This window comes from Mesorhizobium sp. C432A (genome assembly GCF_030323145.1).
Classification (GTDB): Bacteria; Pseudomonadota; Alphaproteobacteria; order Rhizobiales; family Rhizobiaceae; genus Mesorhizobium.
The window spans coordinates 4100173-4120239 of sequence record NZ_CP100470.1 but is presented as its reverse complement, the minus strand read 5'-3'; the positions used below and the strand labels follow the sequence as shown (position 1 = coordinate 4120239).

The following is a 20067-nucleotide window of genomic DNA, read 5'->3' as shown; positions in this document are numbered from 1 at the left end:
GGCACGAGCAACCAGATCACGAGCCGCTTGAATTAGACGCTTGGGAGCGCGCGAAATGCCGAAATACCATGTCGAGGAAATGGCCGGCGAGACCGTGACGGCCACCCACATCGTAGGACATCTTCGGGCGGGGTATTCGGGTCAGCCGCTTTCGCATTCAGCGCGTCGAGCGCCGCTTTGGCGTCGGCAACCGCCTGATTAGCGGCATCGAGCGCCGATTGAGCGTTCTTGGCTATTGCCGACTGTGTCACGAAAGCCTGCACGCCAGGTAATCGGGCGGAAACACTTACCCAACCGTAGGGTAAGGGCCGCTATCTAAAAGCCCGCCAACCTTTCGGTGGGCGGGCCTCCACTGTCGGAACTGGAGAGTGTCATGTCGACAGCTCCGGCACTTGCGAACGGTTTGGTTAGTGGCGCCAGATCAGCAGGCAGAGCTGGCGCAGGTCACGATCATAAACGCCCCGGCTCTCGATCACGTCGATGCAGCGCTTCTTGAACCGAGTGATTTCGGCGCTCGACATAGCGTCGACAATGCGAGTCAGATCCGTATTGGTCGGATTGTCGGGGGACTCGGTTCCGACAGTGGCACCGCTCGTGCCAATGGGTGCAGTGGTTCCGTCGTCGCCAACTGCGGCGTTCGCCGGCATGCAAAGATTTGCGAGAACGGCTCCAATGGCCATGCTTCCCACCAGGATCTCAAAAATCTTTGTCATAATGCGCCTCCAAGGATGTCAGCCCCTTTTCCAAACCAAGGCCGGCGGTGTTTTAGCTCGCAACCAGCGCAACGGTGTGGTCGTTGAGTGCTTGATTGGGTATTGATCGAAAAACGGGAACGCGATCAGATAGGCGTATCGGCGGTAAGATGTGCCATGCGGAAACCTCCGCTGTCGGCATTAATTATGATCGTGACCACGACATCCTCCAAACCAGATCCGGGTGAAGGTGCTGAAAGACATAGCTCACTAGAAAGCACGAGTAGATGAATAAATGTCTAAAAACTCCATACCTATTCTTGGCAATGACAGTGACGAAGTGAATTGTGTTAGGCGTTCTTAGCCGTGTTAACCGTTGACAAGCGTGAGGCGAGTTCCTGCGGTATCGCGTTCAGCTCCGCCTTTGCGGCGTTAGGATGCGCGCCTCTCGCAAAAGCGATGACCAGTTGTGGAGCTGCTATTTGTTCTCCTCGCGGAAGTCCTGCAGCGATGCATGCCGCAGGTCGTCCTCGCCGCGCAGGTGCTTCACGCGGCCGATCAGCCCCGGCTTGACCCATTGCGTGGCCGGCCGCTTCATGATGCCCTTGGGCGCCGTGCCTGAGTGCTCTTGGACGCGTTTCCATAGCCTCTCGCGCATTTCCCGGTTCAAGGTGACGAATGCGCTTCCGACATAACGCCCGGTGCCGCGCTCAGCCATCAGAGCGAAAGCCGGCTTGCCCGCTTCACGCTCGACGCCGAGCAGATCGAACTCGTCAATCGCATAGCACTTGGCCTTCAGCCAGTTGGTCGACGGACCGCTTCGGTATTTGCTGTCCTTCCGCTTCGACACCATGCCTTCAAGTCCGGCGTTGTCGAGCAAGTGAAAGATGGCCTTCGCTTCGCCCGGCAGCGGCTCGCTGAATTGAATGCGCCCGCCGAGCTCGATCATGCTGGCCAGGATCTCGCGCCGCTCCTCTAGCGCCTTATCGCGCAGATCGTGGCCGTTAAGATGAAGCAGATCAAAGGCAACAAAATACAAGTCGTGTTGCCGGCGGGTGATGGCTTTGCGCAGCGCTGCGAAGTCCGAAAGGCCCCTGTCGTTCAGAACGACTATCTCGCCGTCGACAATGGCGCTTTTGGCACCAAGGCGCTTGGCCTCTCTCACCATGTCGCGATATTTCGCAGTCCAGTCGTGGCCATTGCGCGTATAAATGCGTGTGCCGTCTTCATCGATGATCATCTGGGAACGGTAGCCGTCGAACTTCACCTCGTGGGTCCAGCCTCCACCCTCGGGAGGCTTCTCCACAAGGGTCGGCATCAACGGCTCGATGAACTTCAAACGCATGCACTGACCCACCCTCCGCGATTCAATAAGATTAAGCTAAAATAGTTCCGAAACCGGAAATCAGCCTTTTGGTGCAACAAACACGTCAACTCGGCGTTGCGGGATGAGCGAAGGAGGAAACGATATGGCCGATGACAAGAGCAAGCGGGATTTCCGCGATCGGGACCGTGTCTCGGCCGATGAGGATTATGAAGTTGAATATTTCGCAACAAAGACCGGCATCACACCCCAGCAGGTCAAAGAGCTGATCGCGAAGCACGGCAACCAACGCGAGACTTTAGAGCGGGTAGCCAAGGCGCTGCGGAAACAATGACCAGGCTATCTGATCTCGGCAGACCATTAATCGGGCACCGACATGAAGGACCGCCCGCGAGCGAACTCGCGCATTTCCTCCCCTGCCCTGTTTGCGGGCAACAGATTGATATGCGCGATTTTCGCCAGGTCACTTATCATGCCGATCCGGAGCACGAGCCGCTCGAACTGGACGCTTAGGACCAAAAGTGCCGAAATTCCACGTTGAGGAAATGGACGGCGATACCGTGACGGCTACCCACATCGTCCATGCGACAACGCCGATCAGGGCGGCGCGGGAAGCGACAGAGCGCGAAGTCACTCTGCGCACCAGCGAGCCCATCTGGATCAGGGTTGCCGACGAAAAGCGCGGCCACATATTCGAATACAGTTTCAGCCTGTAGCTGGCGATCCAACTCGGCTAGCTGAGTTTTTGAATGGCATACCATGCCGTCGACCTCGATACGCAAGTTCGAATATGACCCCAACACTAGGGTTCTGTCGGTTTGGTTTGTAGCGAGCGGGAAGCATTACGAGTTCTTGGACGTACCTGCTGAGGCCGTTGCTGCGTTCAAAGCTGCCTTTGCCAAGGGAGTCTATTTTAACAGCCACATCCGCAATCGTTATGCATTCCGGCTTGCGCCATGGAGGGCATCAGGCCCGACGGGCGATTGACAGAGTCTCAGATCGAGTGGCCCGCGCCATCCCAGGGGAGCAACTGTGCGAATTGGCCCAGGGTCCGAGGGCAAATGAAAACGCCTGCCGGCCGGGGCCAGCGGGCGCGTATTATATTAAGATAGGTGCTGGGCCTATTTGCCCATCATCATCGCAGCTTTGCAGAAGTTCTCATGGGCCTTCGCAATATCTGCGTCAGCGCAGTCCTTCATCACCGCGTCCTTATCCTCCTGAGACATAGCCGACCAAGCGGTTTTCGCTTCGGCCTCAGACTTCATGGTCTTCATGCTGCTGTCCGTGAAGAAAGGAGACATTCTTGCAGGATCGTCGAGCGCAGACGTGCCAGTGGAATTGCCGGCAAAGGCCGATCCGGTCATAAGGGCAAATGTCGCGCCGAGAATGAGCATTTTCGAATTCATCAAAATTCCTCCGAATGCAACTGCTTTAATGCAGCCGTGCTAATTCAACGCTTGCGGGTAGAAAGGGTTTCCAGCCAAATTGAAAATTGTAGAAATTGCTACCGATATTTCGTCGTCAACCTAGGAGGAATTGGCCCGCAAGTTCGGTCAAGGCGGCCGGCCACCATCGATGCTGCAATTGCCTGGCCGGTTGCCCCGGACTTGTTCAGGGATGGCCCGCGCTTGCTTCCGAGCGCGGGCCGACCATGATGAGTGAGGGGCCATCTTGGTCACCGGCAGGACCGCTTAAGAACGAGCCGGGTGTGACTGAACAGCCTCAGGGCGAGGATGTTCCCGACTGACCCAAAAAAGCCCCCCAGCAGTTGGGCGTGCTTGTGGGGCTTAACCGCACCGATATTGGATAAGTCACGGCTGATGGGCAAACCCACGGCCAGTACTTTCCGTGCAGGTGGACAGCTCGCCGGGCGAAGACCCCAACCACCTCGATCCCGGCGAGCCTAGACCTGATCAGAGTACGCGATCAGGACCGGGGATCAGCCGGCGATAGTGGCATGTCTTGCAGGTCAAGCATTGTGAAGCACAGCTTCCTGATCGGACCTGCTGCCGTGTCGAATGGAGTAGGCGCGAGTGATTTCCGCACCAAAAAGAAAAATTTCCGCCGAGTAGTAAGCCCACAACAGGATGACGAGCAGCCCACCGGCGGCCCCATATGAGGCCGCGACCGCGCTGGAGCCTATATACCAACCGATAAGCGATTTCCCGAGCGTGAACAGGGCAGCGGTCACAACAGCGCCAATCCAGACATCCCGCCATTCCAGGGTTCGATCAGGCAAGATCTTGAAGATAGCGGCGAAAATAGCTGCGAGGAGGACAAAAGAAACGACCGCGTTGATAACGGCCAGGACAAGTGTCCCGAACGGCAGCTGTGCGTTGATGAGGTTGCCTAGGGCCGAAATCGCCGCGCTCGCGACTAGAGAGACGAGCAACATGAAGCCAAGTGCGGTGACCAGTCCCAGACTTACCGCACGTGCGCGCACCAGGCGCGACAACGAACTGCCCTGCGCTTCGACCTTCCATATCATGTTCAAGGACTGCTGTATTTCGCCGAAGACCCCGGAAGCGCTCACAAGCAAGGTGATGATGCCAATCACCGCCGCCCAGGTGCCGCCGGATGGCTTTTCGGATGCGCTCTTCAGTGCGGTTTGCAGGATATTTGCGCTTTCTGTACCCATCATCCCTGTGATTTGGGCGGACAATGCCGCTTGGGCTGCCTCGTGACCGAATGCGAGACCCGCAATTGCAACCACGATGAGCAGAATTGGCGCCAACGATGTTGTGGCATAAAAAGCGATTGCTGCGCCATGGCTGAGAGCATTGTCGTTGACGAACCCAACGACGGCTTCTCGCACCATTGCCCATGCATTTGTGATCGCGCGATGCATTTTGCGCCCCAGTCGAATTGGCGTTCACTAGCAATGCACCAGCACATCTGATGTTCCGGTTGCGGGCTGTGGCAGGAGTTTTCGCACCGACTTCCGCGGAGGGTCGCCGGCATAGAACTTCCGCTCCGATGCGCTGGCATCGCCTTCGCCCCCATTTCGGGACGCGCATTTGATAATGGTTTTCTCAAGATCATTTTAATTCGTTCGGAAACCATAGAAGCGGAGGCTGGCTCGTTTGCACCGACAAGGACAACAGCACGGAGGAGGTGTTGGAGGCGGCGCAGGAAGCTGGCGTGCATCATGCGATCTCCGCCGGCCGCTGGGGGTACGAGCATCCGGACTATGCCGCTTTTCCAAGCTGATTGGTCGCGAGGTGAGATTAAAACCGTCCTGAGCCTCAATATCGCTCTGAGGCGCCAAAGCTGCCAACGCGGTATCACCGTGTCTGCTTTCAGGCAGCGGCAACCAACGTCGTTGCGGCCAAGATCGCGCCACCAGCGGAATGGCGCCTTTCCGCTGGTTTGCACCAGAAGCAGACCTTCTGCTCTCGTTCCCTATACTGCCGGACCGCATGCGCCTCATATCGGTCATTCAGAATTTAGCAGCCGCCCCTTTTCCGATGCCAGCGCCTGAGCCTTTTGGGAGACCTAGGCGCAGCTTGCCGGCCGCAGCCTGTCCCAATTGGGACGAATAGTTGGCACCCATATTACAAATCGACTACTCCTAAAGCTGCCGGACCGCTCTCGTGATGAGCCGCCAGTCGGCTAAGCGCCTCAAAAGCAGAAATTCGAGCGTACAGGCGACGTGAAGGAGGATACCCGAACCCGCGTGAACGAGGCTGCAAGGTCGATCGGATTTCAGTTCAATCGACAAGCTATTGATTTTCGCCGGGGTCGTTCCGATGCGCTTATTGTTCTGGTGTCGGACATCGCGAACCCGTTCTTTCCGGTATTCTTCAAGGGATCGAAAAGGAGGCTCGGGAACGCGGATTTACGATGTTGATCGGGGACACCTCTGCTGGCCCGCAGTGCGAGGCCACCTACGTCGGGATGCTGGCTTTGGCGCCCCCCATTTGTAGGACGTTAGGTAGCACAATAGGTAACACAAAGGTCAAAACAGAGCAATGGCCACAGCCATTTGCGTCAGATTGTTCAAGTAATTCGCCGACCGCCAACGCGAACAGACGCGAATGGTCCCGTCCGTATAGCGTTGTTAATCCGGCAGTAGCATCTCCTCTTCATCGGCTGCCGCTTCGAACAGCAGCCGGAAGTCATTACCTGGCATTTTGCCATCGATCGCAGATAGGCAAGCCTCGGCCGCCAGCCGCCACTTGGGGCCACGATTGGACCACTTTAGGAGCTCCTCGGCGGCGGCATCAACCCGGTTCACACCAAGGCGAAGCCCCGGGCGCTCGGTCTTCACATAAACCGGAGGGTTGAACCAACGGTGGGGCATCACGCCTCTCGAACGTCAAAGGCGATGAACAGTCCCCAAACGGAGGCTGATTTGATGATCATTTCGACTAACTGGCAGTCAGTTTCGAGAACATCGCGGCCGCGCTCACGGACCGCTACAATGGTCGCTTTAACGGAAATAATGTCGCCGGGTTGAGAGCCCAACAGGACCTCGCGGACCAGCTCCTTGGCCGTTTGCTGCGTAGGCCGAACGGGTGCTTGAATGTCCATCCCATCCTCCCAGAGAGATAGAACCTCATCAGCTATTCTGTGGGTCACTTTCCGAAAAAGGCAAGAGTCGGAAACGTACAAAGCAGGTTGCCGCAAACGCCGCATTTCGGAACGGAACCCGCCCATGCCCTTTTATTGGTGGAATCAATTTGCACGAGGCATGTGGGTGCAAATCCAAGGAATTTACGCCGTTCGCCACGGCAAGGATGGACAAAGCGGAGGAGTTCTATACCCGGCTTTTCGAGCAGAGGCCTGATGATCGTCCCATGGACGGGTTGATCCAATGGCGCAACGTCGCAGGCGCGAACTTCCAAACCTTCCATGATAAGGAAAATGCTGGGTCCGGCAAACTGGCTATTGTGATCCCCAAAAAGGCCGGGACGGTCAGGCCCGCCAATAGCCGCCTTCGAGCGTGAGCACCTTGGCAGGCGCTTCTTTTCGCGCGAAATTGCCACCGTTTTAAAGCGGGAGGGTCGGGATGCAGGTTTTCGATGACATCGAGGCGCTGCTGGATGCGGGTGAAGCCTCGACGGCACTTAAGGAAGTGCGGGCGCTGGTGCATCAATTTGGGCGCGGGTCCAGTGTCTTGGCGGGCGCGATCGACGACCTCATTATTGACCTGTCGACGCTATCATTCGTCGCCGATGCTTACGGAGACCGTATCGCAGAGGCGGCGAGCATGCTGGCTCGAAAAAGACTATTGAAGATCAAGTTGCTCGCACCTCGTCAGAGCGTCGAAGCGGTCAGCTAGAGATTGGTGGTCGCTACGAAAAACGTGTCGACCTGCTCGGTGCTCCGACCGCATCGAAACCTCTCGCCATCATCGGTTCCGTACGGACGAAAGAGCCGCCTGACCCTGCGACCAGATGAAAGCTTGGACTTGCGGCAGACCGCAAGCAGTTGGAGCTTGAATTGCCGACACACTCTCAGGAATTGTTGCCGGGATCGCACTCCATTGGTCGTCGGCCCAGATCCGGCGCGCCTCGCTTAAGGTGCCGGTCGAATATGGCCACCTTCTCTTCGTAGCCGAGCCGCACTCTGGACCTGCAGCTATCGCATTTGAAACCGGCAATCGTTTTCAGCCAGGATCCCCTTCTCACCATAGGGCGTGAACAGGAGGGGCATTGGAATTCTAAAGGTACGTCGCGCAGTTCATTTGATAGAGGCACTGTGCATGTTCTCCTCAGCGGCACGGCCACTGCAACAAAGTACAAGGAGAAATGTTTCCGGGTTCGGCCATTTGCTCGAAAGAATCGGACCTAAGTCTAAATGGTGAGCGGCCCGAAACCCATTCGCCTTGCTGTCGGCCTTTGCGTCGGAAATTGAAAATAGCGAGGGTTCGAAGGCGGCCCCGGGCGTGAGGCTGGCAAGTGGGCCAAGACGGCGGCGGTAAGGCGGAGCCTGTGGCGATCAAATAACCGGTTCCCCTAGAATCTCCTTTAGCCAGCTCATGGTTCTCAGCCCGTATGCCATTCCGGCGCAGTCGGCAAACCAGTCGAAGACACTCATGTCACGCCCTGTGACGCATTGAAGGATTTCGATCGCTGCGCCCGTTAAAGCAAGTAGAACCGCCAGCCGGACCACCTGTTGGGGCCAGCCGAGGCTACCCAAAGCCGACAAGGTGGCGAACGCGGCGGCGTGGTTGAGCTTGTCGTGATGAGACGTAAAGGCCAATCCGAGGGCGTGCAGCAAGTGGTCTGGCAATAGCGCGAGCAGCAGGACGACTGCCAACGTGGAGAGAAAGGCAGCCCTTGCCATGCTCTGATAAAAGCTCGACTGCGGCAATCTATTCGTAGCACTCCCGGTTCCTAGTTCTCGCTTGCCATACTGGTGCAGTAGGCAGAGCTCCAACCTGCATCTGAGCTTCGAGCGCGAACAACTGGCATGCTTAACAGGGCCTCCTGATGTCATCAGCAAGTTCCATGAAACAGCCTATGTCACTCTGGATGGTTCCATAGGGCGGTGCGAATTTCGCCCTCCATTGTGATGAGGCCGAGGGTTTCCTGCCGAAAAGGCGCGGCGGAATAGGCGGGCCATTGGTACGGCTTGCGCGCAGGTGCGATGCGTATCGTGCTGGCCACGGCTGGGCGGGAGCGGAACTCTTTCCAGCCTTGGCCCGGCTGTGCAGCCCGGCCGACGCCCTTCTGAATTCAATTTCGTCGGCGTCGCGGCTAACAGACGAAACTGGTCATCCCTGCCTCGGTGATCTCGCCTTTACAGATTCCAATCCTGGACGCTAAGCCAGCAGCGGCCACTCGCTGCTGTCCAATCAACAAGCTCCAAACATCAGGTCGCGGTTATATGCAAAAAAGCCGGCCACCTTTCAGCAGCCGGCCAGTGCAAACAAGGAAGGGAACGTTGCACTGATGGGGCAGTGCACCGTCCGAAGCGTTTCCAAGCGACAATGTTCCACCGACGAGAGAACAAAGAAGGCTTCACCGCCAGCGCACATTCCCGTTAGCCGCACTGTGTTGCCGTCGCCTGGTGTCTAAAGGCCTTTAACCAGCCACGGATCGGTGTCGTATCCGAGGCGCGGCTTTTCCGGCGTTCCACCGGCCGGCAATTTGGCGGTTCCGGTCGGCCTGCAGTCCAGTTCGAGCACCTGCTTCTTGGCAGAGTGCTTCGTAGAGCAAAGGTCCGTGGCGTCACTCACCACCACCTTCTTCTCCTTGGCTATAGCGACACCAGTCCCAGCGATCACGATCGCCGCGCAAAACACAGCTACTCTCATCATACTCCCCACCGTTGCTCCTCCCCAAAAATGCTGAGCATGACGTTACGGCACATTTAAATTAGCGCAAGCGAATATTAGCTGCCTAGTCCCCTTCACATCGGCTCTGGCCGCCTCCCCCTTGCTGCTGCGCCTTGCGAAACCGGGAGCGCGATATGGTAGGATGGGCGCATGCCTGCTCATGATCGGAGGGCCGCTGTTCATGACTTGAGCTCGACATGGCAGAGGGCTGCAACCGTCAAGTTTCCCAAGTCGTCGTGGCGATGAACGATCGCGTCGAGGATCGCTTACCAAGCGGCGTTTACTAGGTTCCGCTGGTTTAGCCCTACGCGATCACACCATAACCACGTGATGACAAATCAGCCATGTGTGTGGTGCGGCGGGCCTGTTCCGCTTGTGGCCGGCGCCTACCCACCCGGGTTCCCCAACCATGGCGTCGGCCATTTTCGTTCTCTCAGCGATTATAAGCCTTTGCCATCGGCCTATGTGTTGGCCTTGGATGGCGAGATCGCGGTTAGATCGCCTCGTTCGTTTGGATGTTTCGCTGGCGTTGGCAGGAGGCGCATACGTTCGCCAGCCGGCGGATTCCACACCGCCCCACCGGTCAGGCCCAGCGCGCCCGCTGCAAAGTCCCCGCAGACGGCTGCTGGGCCGCTGGCGGGCAGCGGCTACTTGCTGACGATCCAATCCACCAAGCCAGTTTCGATCAGCTCGCACCCAGTGAAATCGCGCACCAGGGCCTTAGCGAAATCGCGCCATTGACACTCAGGCGCACCCCTTTCCCCTACTAGGCCTCGTAATGCAGAGCGGAGAACGTCGGCTTGAAACGCGGAGACGGCAACAGTAGACGGGTCGGCATCTTCCCAGCCTCGCGCCACGTCGTGACGACGTTGACGAAGGCGCTTCAGCAGTTCGCGTGAGGCTCGGATGGCCCTGCGCGATTGATATGTCCCGGCGAAATGTGGCGGGTTCCGCCATGGACTTCTGGCGCATCAGCAAGGTGGCCGTAGTGGCCGCTCGAGCGATATCTATGGGCGTTGCAACCATCGCAGCCTCCCAGAAAAGGCAATGGCAAACGACACATTAATAAGCTCGCCGAAACTCTCTCCGCAATGAAAAGAGTTGTACGAATTTACCAACCCGCACCCTTCAGTGATGCCGGACCGCTAGATCTTCTCTATTGTTCTGTCATCGCAATGAAGGAGGACATCTTCGAGCACCCGTAGCACACCTGTTGCATGGAAAAAGCTGTAGGCGTCTATAGGTGCCCGGGGAATCCGCCGTTTGTCTGCGTTGTGGAGCGGGACAAAGCAGGTTTCCTCACTCAGGCCGCCTACCGTGAAGCGGGGCACAAGCCCGAATTCGACGCATTGCCTTGGGAAGCTGAATACAGGGCCGCCAACTCAACCAAGCCGGCCGTATCCTAGCTGGCAACCAGGGGCACCGTGACGGTCGTGGCGTAATTTATCGGATACTGGTCGAAATACGGGAAAGCGATGACGAAGGCATAGCTGGCGGTCAGATGCGCCATCTTGAAACCGCCGCTGGCAGGGTCGGTCGCGATCGTCACAATGACGTTCTTCAGACCCAGGTTCACCAATTTCTGCGTGGCGATGGCCTGGATGTCGCTCTGCGAAAGCGTGTTGTTCAGCTGCAGCGCCCGGGAAGAGGTTTCCAGTGTATAGCGGACGGTCGACACGGCATTCATGGCCCAGCCGAAGGCGAAGATTCCGAACAAAAGCATCACCAGGAAAGGCGCGATCAAGGCGAATTCCAGCCCGGCTGCGCCGGAGCAGTCACGGCGCCACCTGGATCCGATCCTTTCAGCGGACACGGATCACCTGCTGATGACTGATCGCGCGCGGGTCCGGGAAGACACCGAAGTTAAACGGGGGCACCCAGGTGCCCGTCGCCGTTATCTGGACGAAGACGGTCGGCAGCTTCGTTCCGCCGCAAATGGTGGTCGCATCCACGACCGTGGCGCCGCACAAATAGGAGCGGACCAGCACGACCGCGGCGTCCTCGGGCTTGTCGTTCCAGCTCGAAAGCGCGACCGCCTGCGTTCCGGTGTCATTGGACGCGCCGGCCATCACGAGATTGGCCGCGGTTTTAACGCCCGCGCGCATCTGCAGGTAACTCGTCACGTAGGACCAGCCGTCGGCGATGCCGAGGCAGACGAGGCACAGGATGGGCAGCAACATGGAAAACTCGACGGCAGCTATCCCGGATTTGTCCAGGACAATGCGCAAGGTCCGCCCACCCATCCCGCTACTCGACGAGCTGAACGGATTGCGTCGCCGGAATGTTCTTCATCCCGAGGCTGGCGCAGTCCTGCTTGATGGTCGTACTGCCTGACCACTGGATTGTGTCGGCGATGACCTGAGTGCAGCCGCCGTTCCCCGAGAAGTTGCCAAGGTAGTTGACCTGCTGCCTGGGAAAATAGATGGCGCCGGTCAAAAGCGAGTCCGCTGTGCCGTTGAAGGTGCTCTGTGCCGCAGTCCCGGTCCTGTCGCCGTAGAACAGCACGCCGGAATAGGCTCCGGAGGTAGGCGCGCTCAGCGTCACCTTGGCGTTGCCGTTCATGCTGACGGTGTTGCTGCCTGCCATGAAGATGGTTACCCCGCTGCCGGCGACGACCGCGTTGGCGTTGACCTTCATACCGCCCTGCACGACGTAGACGCCGGGCTGCAGGGTGACGTTGCCGCTGAGGCTCATGCCGCTACAGTAGGTGCCAGGCTGGAGTGTTTGCGACGTCTTGTTGCCGTTGACATTCTTGCAAGGGTTGCCGGCTGTCGGCGTCGCCAAGCCGGAGAAAGGATCGGCTGCCGGCAAGGCTCGGGTGATGTTGGACTTGCAGACTGTGGTCGCTGGATTGTTCAGCACCATGCCGCCGACCGTGATCAGGCAGTCGGCCTTGAGCACCGCCGAGCCCTGCGTCTTTATGGCGTCCGAGGCAATCGAGTCCGACATGACCGAACAGCCGGTGAGGTTGACGGTGGTGTTGCCGGAAAAGAGCGCAGCCTGGGAGGCCGACGGACTGAGCGCCAGCACGCAAGCTTTGGAGGCGTCATTGATCAGCGCCACCGCCCTTGCCTGTTCGGCAACGGGCGCCTGGTTGAAAATCGCCGTGAAGTAGCGGTCGAGGTTCTGCTTGACGATGACCTCTACTGCCTTCTTCGCGGTGTTCGGGCCGGACAATGGCGGCGTGTTGACCTGGATCGTGCCCGGCGTGGCAAAATTGTTCGAGGTCGCGGACTGCGTGGCGGCGGCGATGATGGTCGGGTTATCGGAACCCGCGACTTTCTCGAGCGCGCCGGCATAGGCCGCGGCATCGGCAACGGCCTGCAGCTTAAGGCTGCTGTAATACCAGAAGGATGTCTCCACACCGAGGCCGGCGCCGCCAACCACGACCGGCAAGGTGAAGGCAACGATGACGGCAACGTTACCGTTCGTGGCGCGCCTTAGGCGGCTCAAAGCAAACCAAATCCGGGTGAACGCGTTGGATGCCATATGTATTAGAAACCACGAATAGATAAACGAATGTGTAAAAAACCCATTCCGATTCGATGAAGTCCGACCTGCCAGACGAAACAGGTGTGCTGCAATTCCTCCTCGCCTCGCATGTGCTTCACGCGGCGTCATCACTACGGCCAATGGAGGCGCATTGCTGACCGGCAGCTTTGGGGCCGCAACCTGACCGTCCGTGATTGGGAGCCACATGGCTGCGCGGCTGTTCCGCTATTGAGCCTCGACAGGAGTCCTAGATCCGCACACACGCGTATCTTGGGTCGATCGCGCTTCGCTCATGCGCCAAATTGCCAGGTCGTGAGTTCGGACAGCGGAAGCATTCTCCTCATGGGTGTGGCTTGTCGAGCAGAAGATTTCACGATCACCACCGTAAGCAAGTTTCGGGATGACAGCTTCGTGTTGATCCCGCTGCTCGGCAGCGTCTGCGGTGAAGTCTCCGTTTAGCGGCTTAGCCGGATATGACGGCAATGCAGGAGATCGGCAATCTCCTGTTCAAGCACATCCATGGGCCATCACCGTCGCGGCCCTGAGGTTACCCAGCCGCAGGAGGGTCCTAAAGCCGCACAACCTTGTCGAGATGTAGCCGTATCCGCTGGCCTTCAGCGAAGGACAGCGCAAACGATTCCAGGCCGAATGAGCGTGTAATTTCCTGGTCGGTCTCTATGATGCGCACGACCCATTCGCCACTGGCTCCGACCACTTCCACGCGAGGCGACGCCTTGCGGATTGGCACCACGTTGCTCATCACATCCTCCCTACGAAAAGCAATGGCAAGTCGATTTAAGACCCTGGTGGTCGGCAGTTCAATAACAATGGTGTTCGGATCGGACGAACCACCCTGGATGGGCAGTACGAAGCCGGGCGAATCACACCTCAGTCAGGCGAACCCTCCCGGGAACCTTCCGTGAGATAGCCTCTGCTTTAGGTCGTTGGCATTCAGGATGGCCGCCAGCTCTTCGGCATACTCCATGTCGGGAAGGTCGACAGATGGGTGGCCCGCTACAATAGCCGGCAGCCCGGTGAACACGTCGAATACCGTCCACGTCCCATCCGGTTCCCGCCTTACGCCGTGCCGCAGTGTTGCCATGAGAGGATGCTAATGGAAGCCGCGAATATAGGGTACAAAAAATGCGAGCGGGCGATCGGGCAACAGGCACGCCTTTCCGGAACTTTTGCCGCTGCGACGGGTTCGGTCGGGCATGACCAGAATAGCCGACCTCGGACCGCCCATCCCCGGCAAGCCACATGACCTGACTGGGAAGAGCATTTCTATGCGCGCCCCATTTGCGCGCAAAAGGTAGGCCGTCGCGATTTCCGCCGAGTGATGTGGCACGAGCAACCGGACCACCAGCCGCTGGAATTCGACGCCTAAGAGCGCAGCACAACCCAACTGGTCATCGCTATCGAAGCAGCGTTTGTGGGGCGGCCGCTTCTAGGCGCATGGTGGCTAGATGACCCGAATACGGGTGAGATTGGATGGCGCCACGATTTATAGCGAAACCACTGTCCTGCCCGACCGGAATCGGCGGCTGGCTGGTCCGGGCCGGAATGAACCGGGGCAATGCTCGGCTCAAGCTACGCTCTCGATGAATTGCAACTGGTCCTGGAAGATCGTGCCGTGGAGGTCGGTTTCGGCGGCGCGTTTTACTGCCGCACCTTCTCGGTGGGGCAGCATTCGTTTGCGGTGTTGATCGCTCGCAGGATGTCGTGAACGCTGCCTGCCGCCGGTTCGCCGATGCAGTGCGCGCCGGACGAGCCGAGTTCCGAGTCGGGCTAGTCGAGGACTTGCCCTTGCCGGATAGCACATTCGACAAGGCTCTCAGCGTCCACACAGCGTAGTTCTGGCAAAGCCTTAGAGCTGGATCCGCAGAGCTCGCTCGCGTCCTCAAACCAGGCGGCCGCGTCGTGCTTGGCTTCCTCCCGAAGACGCATATGGACCGGATGAACATGCCGGCCGACATTTTTACACCTCGCGAGCCGGATGAGCTCATTGCTGCCTTGCGAGAGGCAGGGTTCAGCGACCCTGAAGTGCGGAGACCGAGCACGGAAACCGCCTGGCTCGTTGTGACACGCATGCGAATATAAGTTTCGGCGCCTAGATACGGAAAGCCCGCCGCCGAAGCCAACTGGCTTTGTTGCAGGGCCGTGGTTTTGCCTAGGCTCCTCTGGGTTCAACACTGGGTCCCAATTGCGCCGTCACTGCGCTGAGACGCCCACGTTTAGTCAGTACTGGCTTGCTGTATTCTTTCTTCACTGCAGTCCCTCTCTAGCGAATTTCGGCAAAGCGCCGGTCTAAAGGTTCTCACTCATCGGTGCAGGTTGATGGCGTGCACACAGCCGTTACGGCCGAGAGCTTCTCGCGCTTCTTTAATTCAGGCTTCTGATAAGTCTTCTTCATCAGGATCGCCAAGTTTGTCCCTCAAGCCGAAAATGCGGTGCGCCGGCCACGATTGTCAACCAGAAACACTGAAGTAGCGGCCGAGCGACGCCAGGGGACCGGCACGCGCGGTCAGGGCGGCGTGCGCAGCGTGGATGCTGCAATTGCCTGGCCGGTTGCCATGGCCTGCTAACGAGCGCACACTGCTGCGTCGCCTCGAAAAATCAAAAACAAACAGGCACGAGGCGCTTGGGAGCGATCATCAGGCTTTCGCCCGACCAGGGAGAAGGCCCATGCCCACACCGGCACAGAGCCGGCTCATGTATTTTATGGGCCAACTCGTTCACAACGAGAGCATCGTTTCCAAGCAGGATATTATCGTCGGCTTACTGGATCACGAAGGCAGTCCGACGGCCGACGCCGACGAATTGCTGGCGAACTTGCATCAATCACTGCAACAGGCCCGACAGAGCTTGCACGAGGCGCAAGAGATATATCGAGTCAGAAATGGGGAGTAGCGAAAAAACAAAACTCGCATACACAGCCGCAAAGTTCGCCGAGAAACATGGTTTGACCGTGAAGGCAGCCGAAATCATCTTGTCCGCGAACGGCTCCTCACGTGTCGCTTGCCATGCAGCAGCACGCGCATTCAAAGAAGCGGTTGCGCACCGACAACACAGCAATGACCGCGAATGAGGCCCGCGCCTGCTTCCGAGGCTGCGCGGGCCGACCATGACGAGTGGAGAGGACATCTTGGTCACCGGCAGGAATCGCTGAAGAACGAGCCGGGTGTGACCGAACAGCCTCAGAGCGAGGATGTTCCCGACTGACGCAAAAAAGCCCGCCAGCATGAGCCGGCGGACCAAGTATGGGTCGCTGTCCAAATGAACGCCTTAGGTGTCTTCAGATGGATTTTGGTCGAGAAGCCGCCGCGCGTTATGCGCAACAGATCGGGCGCCGATCAAACGCCCCGCGGACGCAGGAACGCCTTCGTCTCGCGGGCGCTCCGCGTAAGCAAATCTTCGCCGCCGAGAAGCTCAATCGTCTCGGCCCAACCGTCGTCTGCAAGCAATCGTGTGTCATCGCAGTTAGAATCCCACCCGATTCCGCAGGGCAATACCTATGTTATCGCCTATGCCCTTTTGCCCCTACCGCCGAGACATGAGCGCGCACCACGGAGCTGTCGAACATCTGCACCAGGTGCGCCGACGACGAGAGCGCAGCGAGATGATCAAAGAACGTTTCGAACACCACCAGCAAGGGAGCGGAGGCCATGAACGATCAATCAATCCCAATGACGCCGCCAGCGTCGTCGAAAAATATGCCATCGACCCGCGCGTTCGGGTCGGTCACGTCCATCTCAACGTCGCCGACGAACCCTGCCGAGCCTACCTGTCGAGACGGCGGTGTTTCATCTGAAGGGCGGTCGATGACGCTTTGAGGGAGACCGCCAGACACGAGAGCATCGGGAACGGTATCCCCTTGAACCTTTGGAAGTTTGCCGGGCTCCAGCCCCGCTGCCTTACGATGGCGCGCTTTTGTTTATCTACGCCAGGAGGCGTTCCTCAAGAGCAAGCTCTCCGAGCGCCTTTTCTCCTTGCCCAGAAATGGCGATTGAAACTCTCGAATTACACGCTGCTCCATCTCTTTCGACATTTGAGAGGCTGCCGATCATGCAACTGCAACATCGCGTCTGCGGCAGGCTCTGTGATGATTGTGCAGTTGGTTATGTCGAGATTGGAATTGTAAGCCCAAAGCCCGGCGAACGAGAAACGCGCGGGGCCTGGCTGGTAGATATGCAGGACGCCCTCATCACCTTCTGATCCGGTGTGGCGAGCGGCACGATGCTCGAAGAAAAGACAGAGCCATAAGTCCCGCGCGCTTCCGTACCACGGCGAACGGCCGTCCAGGAAATCTCTGGTAATTCTGCGGTGCAGACGAGCGAGTTCATCAAACCGCCCACCTCATTATAGCCATTCATGAAATGCGCAAAGCGGGCTGACTGACGGCAATGGAAGGGACGCGGCATTTGCGAGAAGTCCCATTCCTCAACTCGTCAGGTGTCTCGGGACCGCCGTGTTATCCCGATCATGCGAAGACGTTCGCTCTGGTGCGGGACGACTTCAAGTCCTTTTTCAGGGGTGTTGGGAGGTTGCCCCACGGCTGAAGGGCTGCACAACCAAGGGGCGACGATCAGCTTCTGCACCTTCAGACACATCGTGATAACCTGTCGGCCATGAAATCGGAGGCTTGAGAGAAACGTGGGCGGGCCCAGGAGAATAATTTCTGCCCATGGGGAAGGCGATGTCCGCGCTAGCCGGAATGTCAGCTACCGAAGATCCGCCGCCTGAAGGCTGCCAGTCCGCTAACGGCCGCCCCAAAGCTGCCGGTCAACACAAGGTCGCATTGGAACCGATCCTTCGCATCCCCCGTTATCGAATGGAAGGGACATTACTTGTCATTAGGAGATGAAGAATGAAACGGCTTCTTTTTGCCACTGCCATGATGGCTGTTTCCAGCGGGCTTGCGTTCGCGGGGACGACAGGGACAACAGGGACAACGTCGAGTGGCTCCTCCACTACCACAACGATGCCGACGACAGATAACAACACGGATTCGACCACAACGAAGTCAACCAATTCGAACTCAGCGAAGGACTGTGCGCCGGGCCAGCAGAGTGGCAGTGCCAAGCAGGCCGCTCCTGGTCAACAGGATGACACCAGTGCCAAGTCCGCAGCCCCTGGACAGATGAAAACGACTGCCGAAGGTTGCTAATTGTGCCGGGAGAGGCCGGTTTGCACCGGCCGGAAGATGCCTCCCGCTGCCGACCGGCGGCAACGGTCCGGCCTGCGCGCCCTTCGATCAGCGCGGGCCGTTTTTCGGAAAGTACCTCCCTTAATCGTCCAACGAGCCTGCAGCCTTTTCTTGGGCGAGTCGGATCTTGGGCGAGTCGGAATGCATAGTTAGTTGCGGATGTGATTGTTGAAATAGCGGCCCTTGGCGAAGGCAGATTTGAACGCGACAAATGCCTCAAGCGGCCACGTCCAGGAAATCGTATTGCTTCACCCTTGGCTCCAAACCAGACCGAGAGAACCCTGGTCCGGGTCAATAGTCGAACTTGCGCATCGAGGTCGACGGCATGGTGCGTTTCAAGAAACCAGCGTGAGCCGTCGGCCAGCCGGGTATGGACCGCCCTACGGGCTGAGCTGTATTCGAGATGTGGCCGGGGGTAGAATGACGTCGCGTTCCGTCGCTTCGCGCGCCGCCCTGATCGGAGTTTTCGCGTTGACGGTGTGGGTGGCCGTCACGGCATCGCATGCCATCTCCTCAACACGGTATTTCGGTGGCAAGCTCGTCGTCGCCCTGCCGCCGGGGGTGTGACCCGGCGGCTTGCACGTTCGACTAGGGTCGTTTCAGCGGTGACCGGTCTTACGGCGTTGGCGCAGGATCCTGTTTGGAAGCCATCTCGTCGATCTTCTCGGCAAGCACGCCGTTGGCCCATTCGGTGACATCGGCGTCGACCGGCTTGTTAGCCATATCGGCGAGCGCGTCATCCAGCGATGGGACGGCGGCAGCAGCATCGGCCGCCGCTATATTGGCCGCATCGAGCGCCGCCTGCGCTGCATCGATCTGCTCCTGGGTCGGGACTTGGTCGGCCGGAGTATTCGGGTCGTTCAATTTGGCGTTCAAAGCGTCGACTTCGGCTTGGGCGGCATCTACCGCGGCTTGGGCGCCCTTGGCGGCGGCCGAAGCTGTCACATAAGCCTGAATGCCGGCGAATTTCTTGCTCTTGGAGTTCATATAAGCGTTGATGTTGCGCTGCAGCGAGTTCAGCCGGCCAAGCTTGGCGTGAATGTTCTTGTCCTTAGGCGTCGCGGCGACCTCAATGTCGTCGACGGCGACGACCTGGTCGTCGGCCGAGGCCTTCTTTCCGGCGTGAGCCGATGCCGACTTGCCGTGCGAAACGCTGTTGCCGGACTTCCCGCCGCTGTTGCCGGACTTGCCGCTATTGCCGTGACCACCGCCATTGCCGTGACCACCACCATTGCCGTGACCACCACCGTTTCCACCCGCGCCAGCGGAAGCAGGAGCGGTCACTAGCGCAAGCACGGCAAGCGCCGCCAAAAGGGTTTTTCGGGATGTCATGGTACCTCCTCAGGCGAATAGTCACCTCGCCGACTCGTTATAGAGCGGCTTATAAGAGTTTCCTAATCCGACTGAAGGAACTTTAGATAAATGCTTGTTGCAATGAGCGACTGACGACTGCGAATATCTTTGTAAGCGTATGAAATTTAACAAAAAATTCGGAGTCGCAGACCCTATCGGCCTTTTGCGCGACTGAAGTCCCATACCGATCGGACCTTGGTCGGCGATGCACAACTGCGGAATGCTTGCGGCATTTCGGAGTATGGCGTCACCATGTGGCTGTGACTGCGCATTGGTAGACAACTCGCCGGGCGAAGACCCCAACTACCTCGAGCCCGGCGAGCCCTACACCTGATCAGAGTACGCGATCAGGACCGGGGATCAGCCGGCGAAAGATGTGGGTGCAATATGGGTGCCAAACTATTCGTCCCAAATTGGGACCATGCTGCGGCCGGCAAGCTGCGCTTAGGTCTCATAGGCGCTGGCATCGGAAATGGCGATCGCTGGTTAGATCGCTTCCTTCCTCCGTTTGTATGATTTATTGGCATTGGCAGGCGTGCGTATATTGTTTGCCGGCCGGCGCTGAGTCTCACCGGTTGGGCCCAGCGGCCCGCCCGCCGCAAAGTGTCCCCCCGCGACAAAGGCTGCTGGGCCGTCCTAGCGCCGATCTGCTCCGGCAATGGCCGCGTGAATGCCCGCTCGACTCCAGCAACAGCTTCATCCTTGTTTCGACGGT

23 protein-coding genes are annotated in these 20067 nt (G+C 58.5%); 9 read left to right on the top strand and 14 right to left on the bottom strand.

What is annotated here, in order from left to right; translation table 11 throughout:
- Positions 1-407: 407 nt before the first annotated feature.
- Together NLY33_RS19955 and NLY33_RS19950 are read right to left on the bottom strand one after the other, a co-directional pair.
- A complete protein-coding gene (locus tag NLY33_RS19955) occupies positions 408-713 on the bottom strand; it encodes a hypothetical protein (RefSeq protein ID WP_023708233.1) in 306 nt (101 codons plus the stop codon).
- Between the two features lie 457 nt (positions 714-1170).
- The gene (locus NLY33_RS19950; RefSeq protein WP_023708232.1) at positions 1171-2037 is read right to left on the bottom strand and encodes an ATP-dependent DNA ligase; all 867 of its coding nucleotides are present in this window, start codon (positions 2035-2037) and stop codon (positions 1171-1173) included.
- A gap of 124 nt (positions 2038-2161) precedes the next feature.
- Between NLY33_RS19950 and NLY33_RS19945 the strand changes: the two genes are divergently transcribed.
- The 3 genes from NLY33_RS19945 to NLY33_RS19935 all read left to right on the top strand — a co-directional run bounded on the left by NLY33_RS19945 (position 2162) and on the right by NLY33_RS19935 (position 3003).
- A complete protein-coding gene (locus NLY33_RS19945; RefSeq protein WP_023708231.1) occupies positions 2162-2350 on the top strand; it encodes a DUF3606 domain-containing protein in 189 nt (62 codons plus the stop codon).
- A gap of 187 nt (positions 2351-2537) precedes the next feature.
- Positions 2538-2732, top strand: a complete 195-nt coding sequence (locus NLY33_RS19940) for a hypothetical protein (protein WP_155921714.1) — start codon at positions 2538-2540, stop codon at positions 2730-2732.
- Positions 2733-2775: 43 nt separating this feature from the next.
- The gene (locus NLY33_RS19935; protein ID WP_081731378.1) at positions 2776-3003 is read left to right on the top strand and encodes a KTSC domain-containing protein; all 228 of its coding nucleotides are present in this window, start codon (positions 2776-2778) and stop codon (positions 3001-3003) included.
- A 134-nt stretch (positions 3004-3137) separates the two neighbouring features.
- Here NLY33_RS19935 and NLY33_RS19930 read toward each other — a convergent pair whose 3' ends face one another.
- The 4 genes from NLY33_RS19930 to NLY33_RS19915 all read right to left on the bottom strand — a co-directional run bounded on the left by NLY33_RS19930 (position 3138) and on the right by NLY33_RS19915 (position 6549).
- Positions 3138-3422: a hypothetical protein gene (locus NLY33_RS19930; RefSeq protein WP_023708229.1), complete on the bottom strand. Its 285-nt coding sequence runs from the start codon at positions 3420-3422 to the stop codon at positions 3138-3140.
- Between the two features lie 563 nt (positions 3423-3985).
- Positions 3986-4864, bottom strand: coding sequence for a YihY/virulence factor BrkB family protein (locus NLY33_RS19925; protein WP_286438830.1), 879 nt, complete (start codon positions 4862-4864; stop codon positions 3986-3988).
- Between the two features lie 1212 nt (positions 4865-6076).
- The gene (locus NLY33_RS19920) at positions 6077-6319 is read right to left on the bottom strand and encodes a DUF982 domain-containing protein (RefSeq protein ID WP_023708228.1); all 243 of its coding nucleotides are present in this window, start codon (positions 6317-6319) and stop codon (positions 6077-6079) included.
- Positions 6319-6549: a hypothetical protein gene (locus NLY33_RS19915; RefSeq protein WP_023709645.1), complete on the bottom strand. Its 231-nt coding sequence runs from the start codon at positions 6547-6549 to the stop codon at positions 6319-6321. The genes NLY33_RS19920 and NLY33_RS19915 overlap by 1 nt, the downstream gene beginning before the upstream one ends.
- Positions 6550-7027: 478 nt before the next feature.
- Here NLY33_RS19915 and NLY33_RS19910 point away from each other — a divergent pair, with 478 nt between their 5' ends.
- Entirely contained in the window at positions 7028-7300 is a 273-nt protein-coding gene (locus NLY33_RS19910; RefSeq protein ID WP_023708226.1) for a hypothetical protein, read from the top strand.
- 659 nt (positions 7301-7959) lie between these two features.
- Here NLY33_RS19910 and NLY33_RS19905 read toward each other — a convergent pair.
- The 6 genes from NLY33_RS19905 to NLY33_RS19880 form a co-directional block, all read right to left on the bottom strand.
- Positions 7960-8334, bottom strand: a complete 375-nt coding sequence (locus NLY33_RS19905) for a VanZ family protein (RefSeq protein WP_023709574.1) — start codon at positions 8332-8334, stop codon at positions 7960-7962.
- Between the two features lie 703 nt (positions 8335-9037).
- On the bottom strand, positions 9038-9283 hold the full coding sequence (locus NLY33_RS19900) for a hypothetical protein (protein WP_023708224.1): 246 nt from the start codon (positions 9281-9283) through the stop codon (positions 9038-9040).
- 1420 nt (positions 9284-10703) lie between these two features.
- Positions 10704-11114, bottom strand: a complete 411-nt coding sequence (locus tag NLY33_RS19895) for a TadE/TadG family type IV pilus assembly protein (protein ID WP_023708223.1) — start codon at positions 11112-11114, stop codon at positions 10704-10706.
- On the bottom strand, positions 11104-11544 hold the full coding sequence (locus NLY33_RS19890; protein ID WP_023696401.1) for a TadE/TadG family type IV pilus assembly protein: 441 nt from the start codon (positions 11542-11544) through the stop codon (positions 11104-11106). Before NLY33_RS19890 ends, NLY33_RS19895 begins: the two co-directional genes overlap by 11 nt.
- A 4-nt stretch (positions 11545-11548) precedes the next feature.
- A complete protein-coding gene (locus tag NLY33_RS19885) occupies positions 11549-12754 on the bottom strand; it encodes a pilus assembly protein TadG-related protein (protein ID WP_353620298.1) in 1206 nt (401 codons plus the stop codon).
- Positions 12755-13361: 607 nt separating this feature from the next.
- Positions 13362-13553, bottom strand: a complete 192-nt coding sequence (locus tag NLY33_RS19880; protein WP_023709427.1) for a hypothetical protein — start codon at positions 13551-13553, stop codon at positions 13362-13364.
- A gap of 816 nt (positions 13554-14369) precedes the next feature.
- On the opposite strand from NLY33_RS19880, the gene NLY33_RS19875 reads away from it, so the two are divergent.
- The 4 genes from NLY33_RS19875 (at position 14370) to NLY33_RS19865 (ending at position 16604) form a co-directional block, all read left to right on the top strand.
- On the top strand, positions 14370-14519 hold the full coding sequence (locus tag NLY33_RS19875) for a hypothetical protein (RefSeq protein WP_023707523.1): 150 nt from the start codon (positions 14370-14372) through the stop codon (positions 14517-14519).
- Positions 14516-14647 (top strand): hypothetical protein, encoded by a 132-nt coding sequence (locus tag NLY33_RS29535; RefSeq protein ID WP_352447647.1) that lies wholly within the window; start codon positions 14516-14518, stop codon positions 14645-14647. The genes NLY33_RS19875 and NLY33_RS29535 overlap by 4 nt, the downstream gene beginning before the upstream one ends.
- A gap of 831 nt (positions 14648-15478) precedes the next feature.
- A complete protein-coding gene (locus NLY33_RS19870) occupies positions 15479-15703 on the top strand; it encodes a hypothetical protein (protein ID WP_023707520.1) in 225 nt (74 codons plus the stop codon).
- A 643-nt stretch (positions 15704-16346) separates the two neighbouring features.
- Positions 16347-16604: a hypothetical protein gene (locus tag NLY33_RS19865; protein ID WP_031200612.1), complete on the top strand. Its 258-nt coding sequence runs from the start codon at positions 16347-16349 to the stop codon at positions 16602-16604.
- Between the two features lie 209 nt (positions 16605-16813).
- Here NLY33_RS19865 and NLY33_RS19860 read toward each other — a convergent pair whose 3' ends face one another.
- Positions 16814-16981 (bottom strand): SOS response-associated peptidase family protein, encoded by a 168-nt coding sequence (locus NLY33_RS19860; RefSeq protein ID WP_245260673.1) that lies wholly within the window; start codon positions 16979-16981, stop codon positions 16814-16816.
- A gap of 1438 nt (positions 16982-18419) precedes the next feature.
- Here NLY33_RS19860 and NLY33_RS19850 point away from each other — a divergent pair.
- Positions 18420-18566, top strand: a complete 147-nt coding sequence (locus NLY33_RS19850; protein WP_023707518.1) for a hypothetical protein — start codon at positions 18420-18422, stop codon at positions 18564-18566.
- 48 nt (positions 18567-18614) lie between these two features.
- Here the strand turns inward: NLY33_RS19850 and NLY33_RS19845 are convergent, their stop codons facing one another.
- On the bottom strand, positions 18615-19331 hold the full coding sequence (locus NLY33_RS19845; protein ID WP_023707517.1) for a hypothetical protein: 717 nt from the start codon (positions 19329-19331) through the stop codon (positions 18615-18617).
- Between the last annotated feature and the right edge of the window lie 736 nt (positions 19332-20067).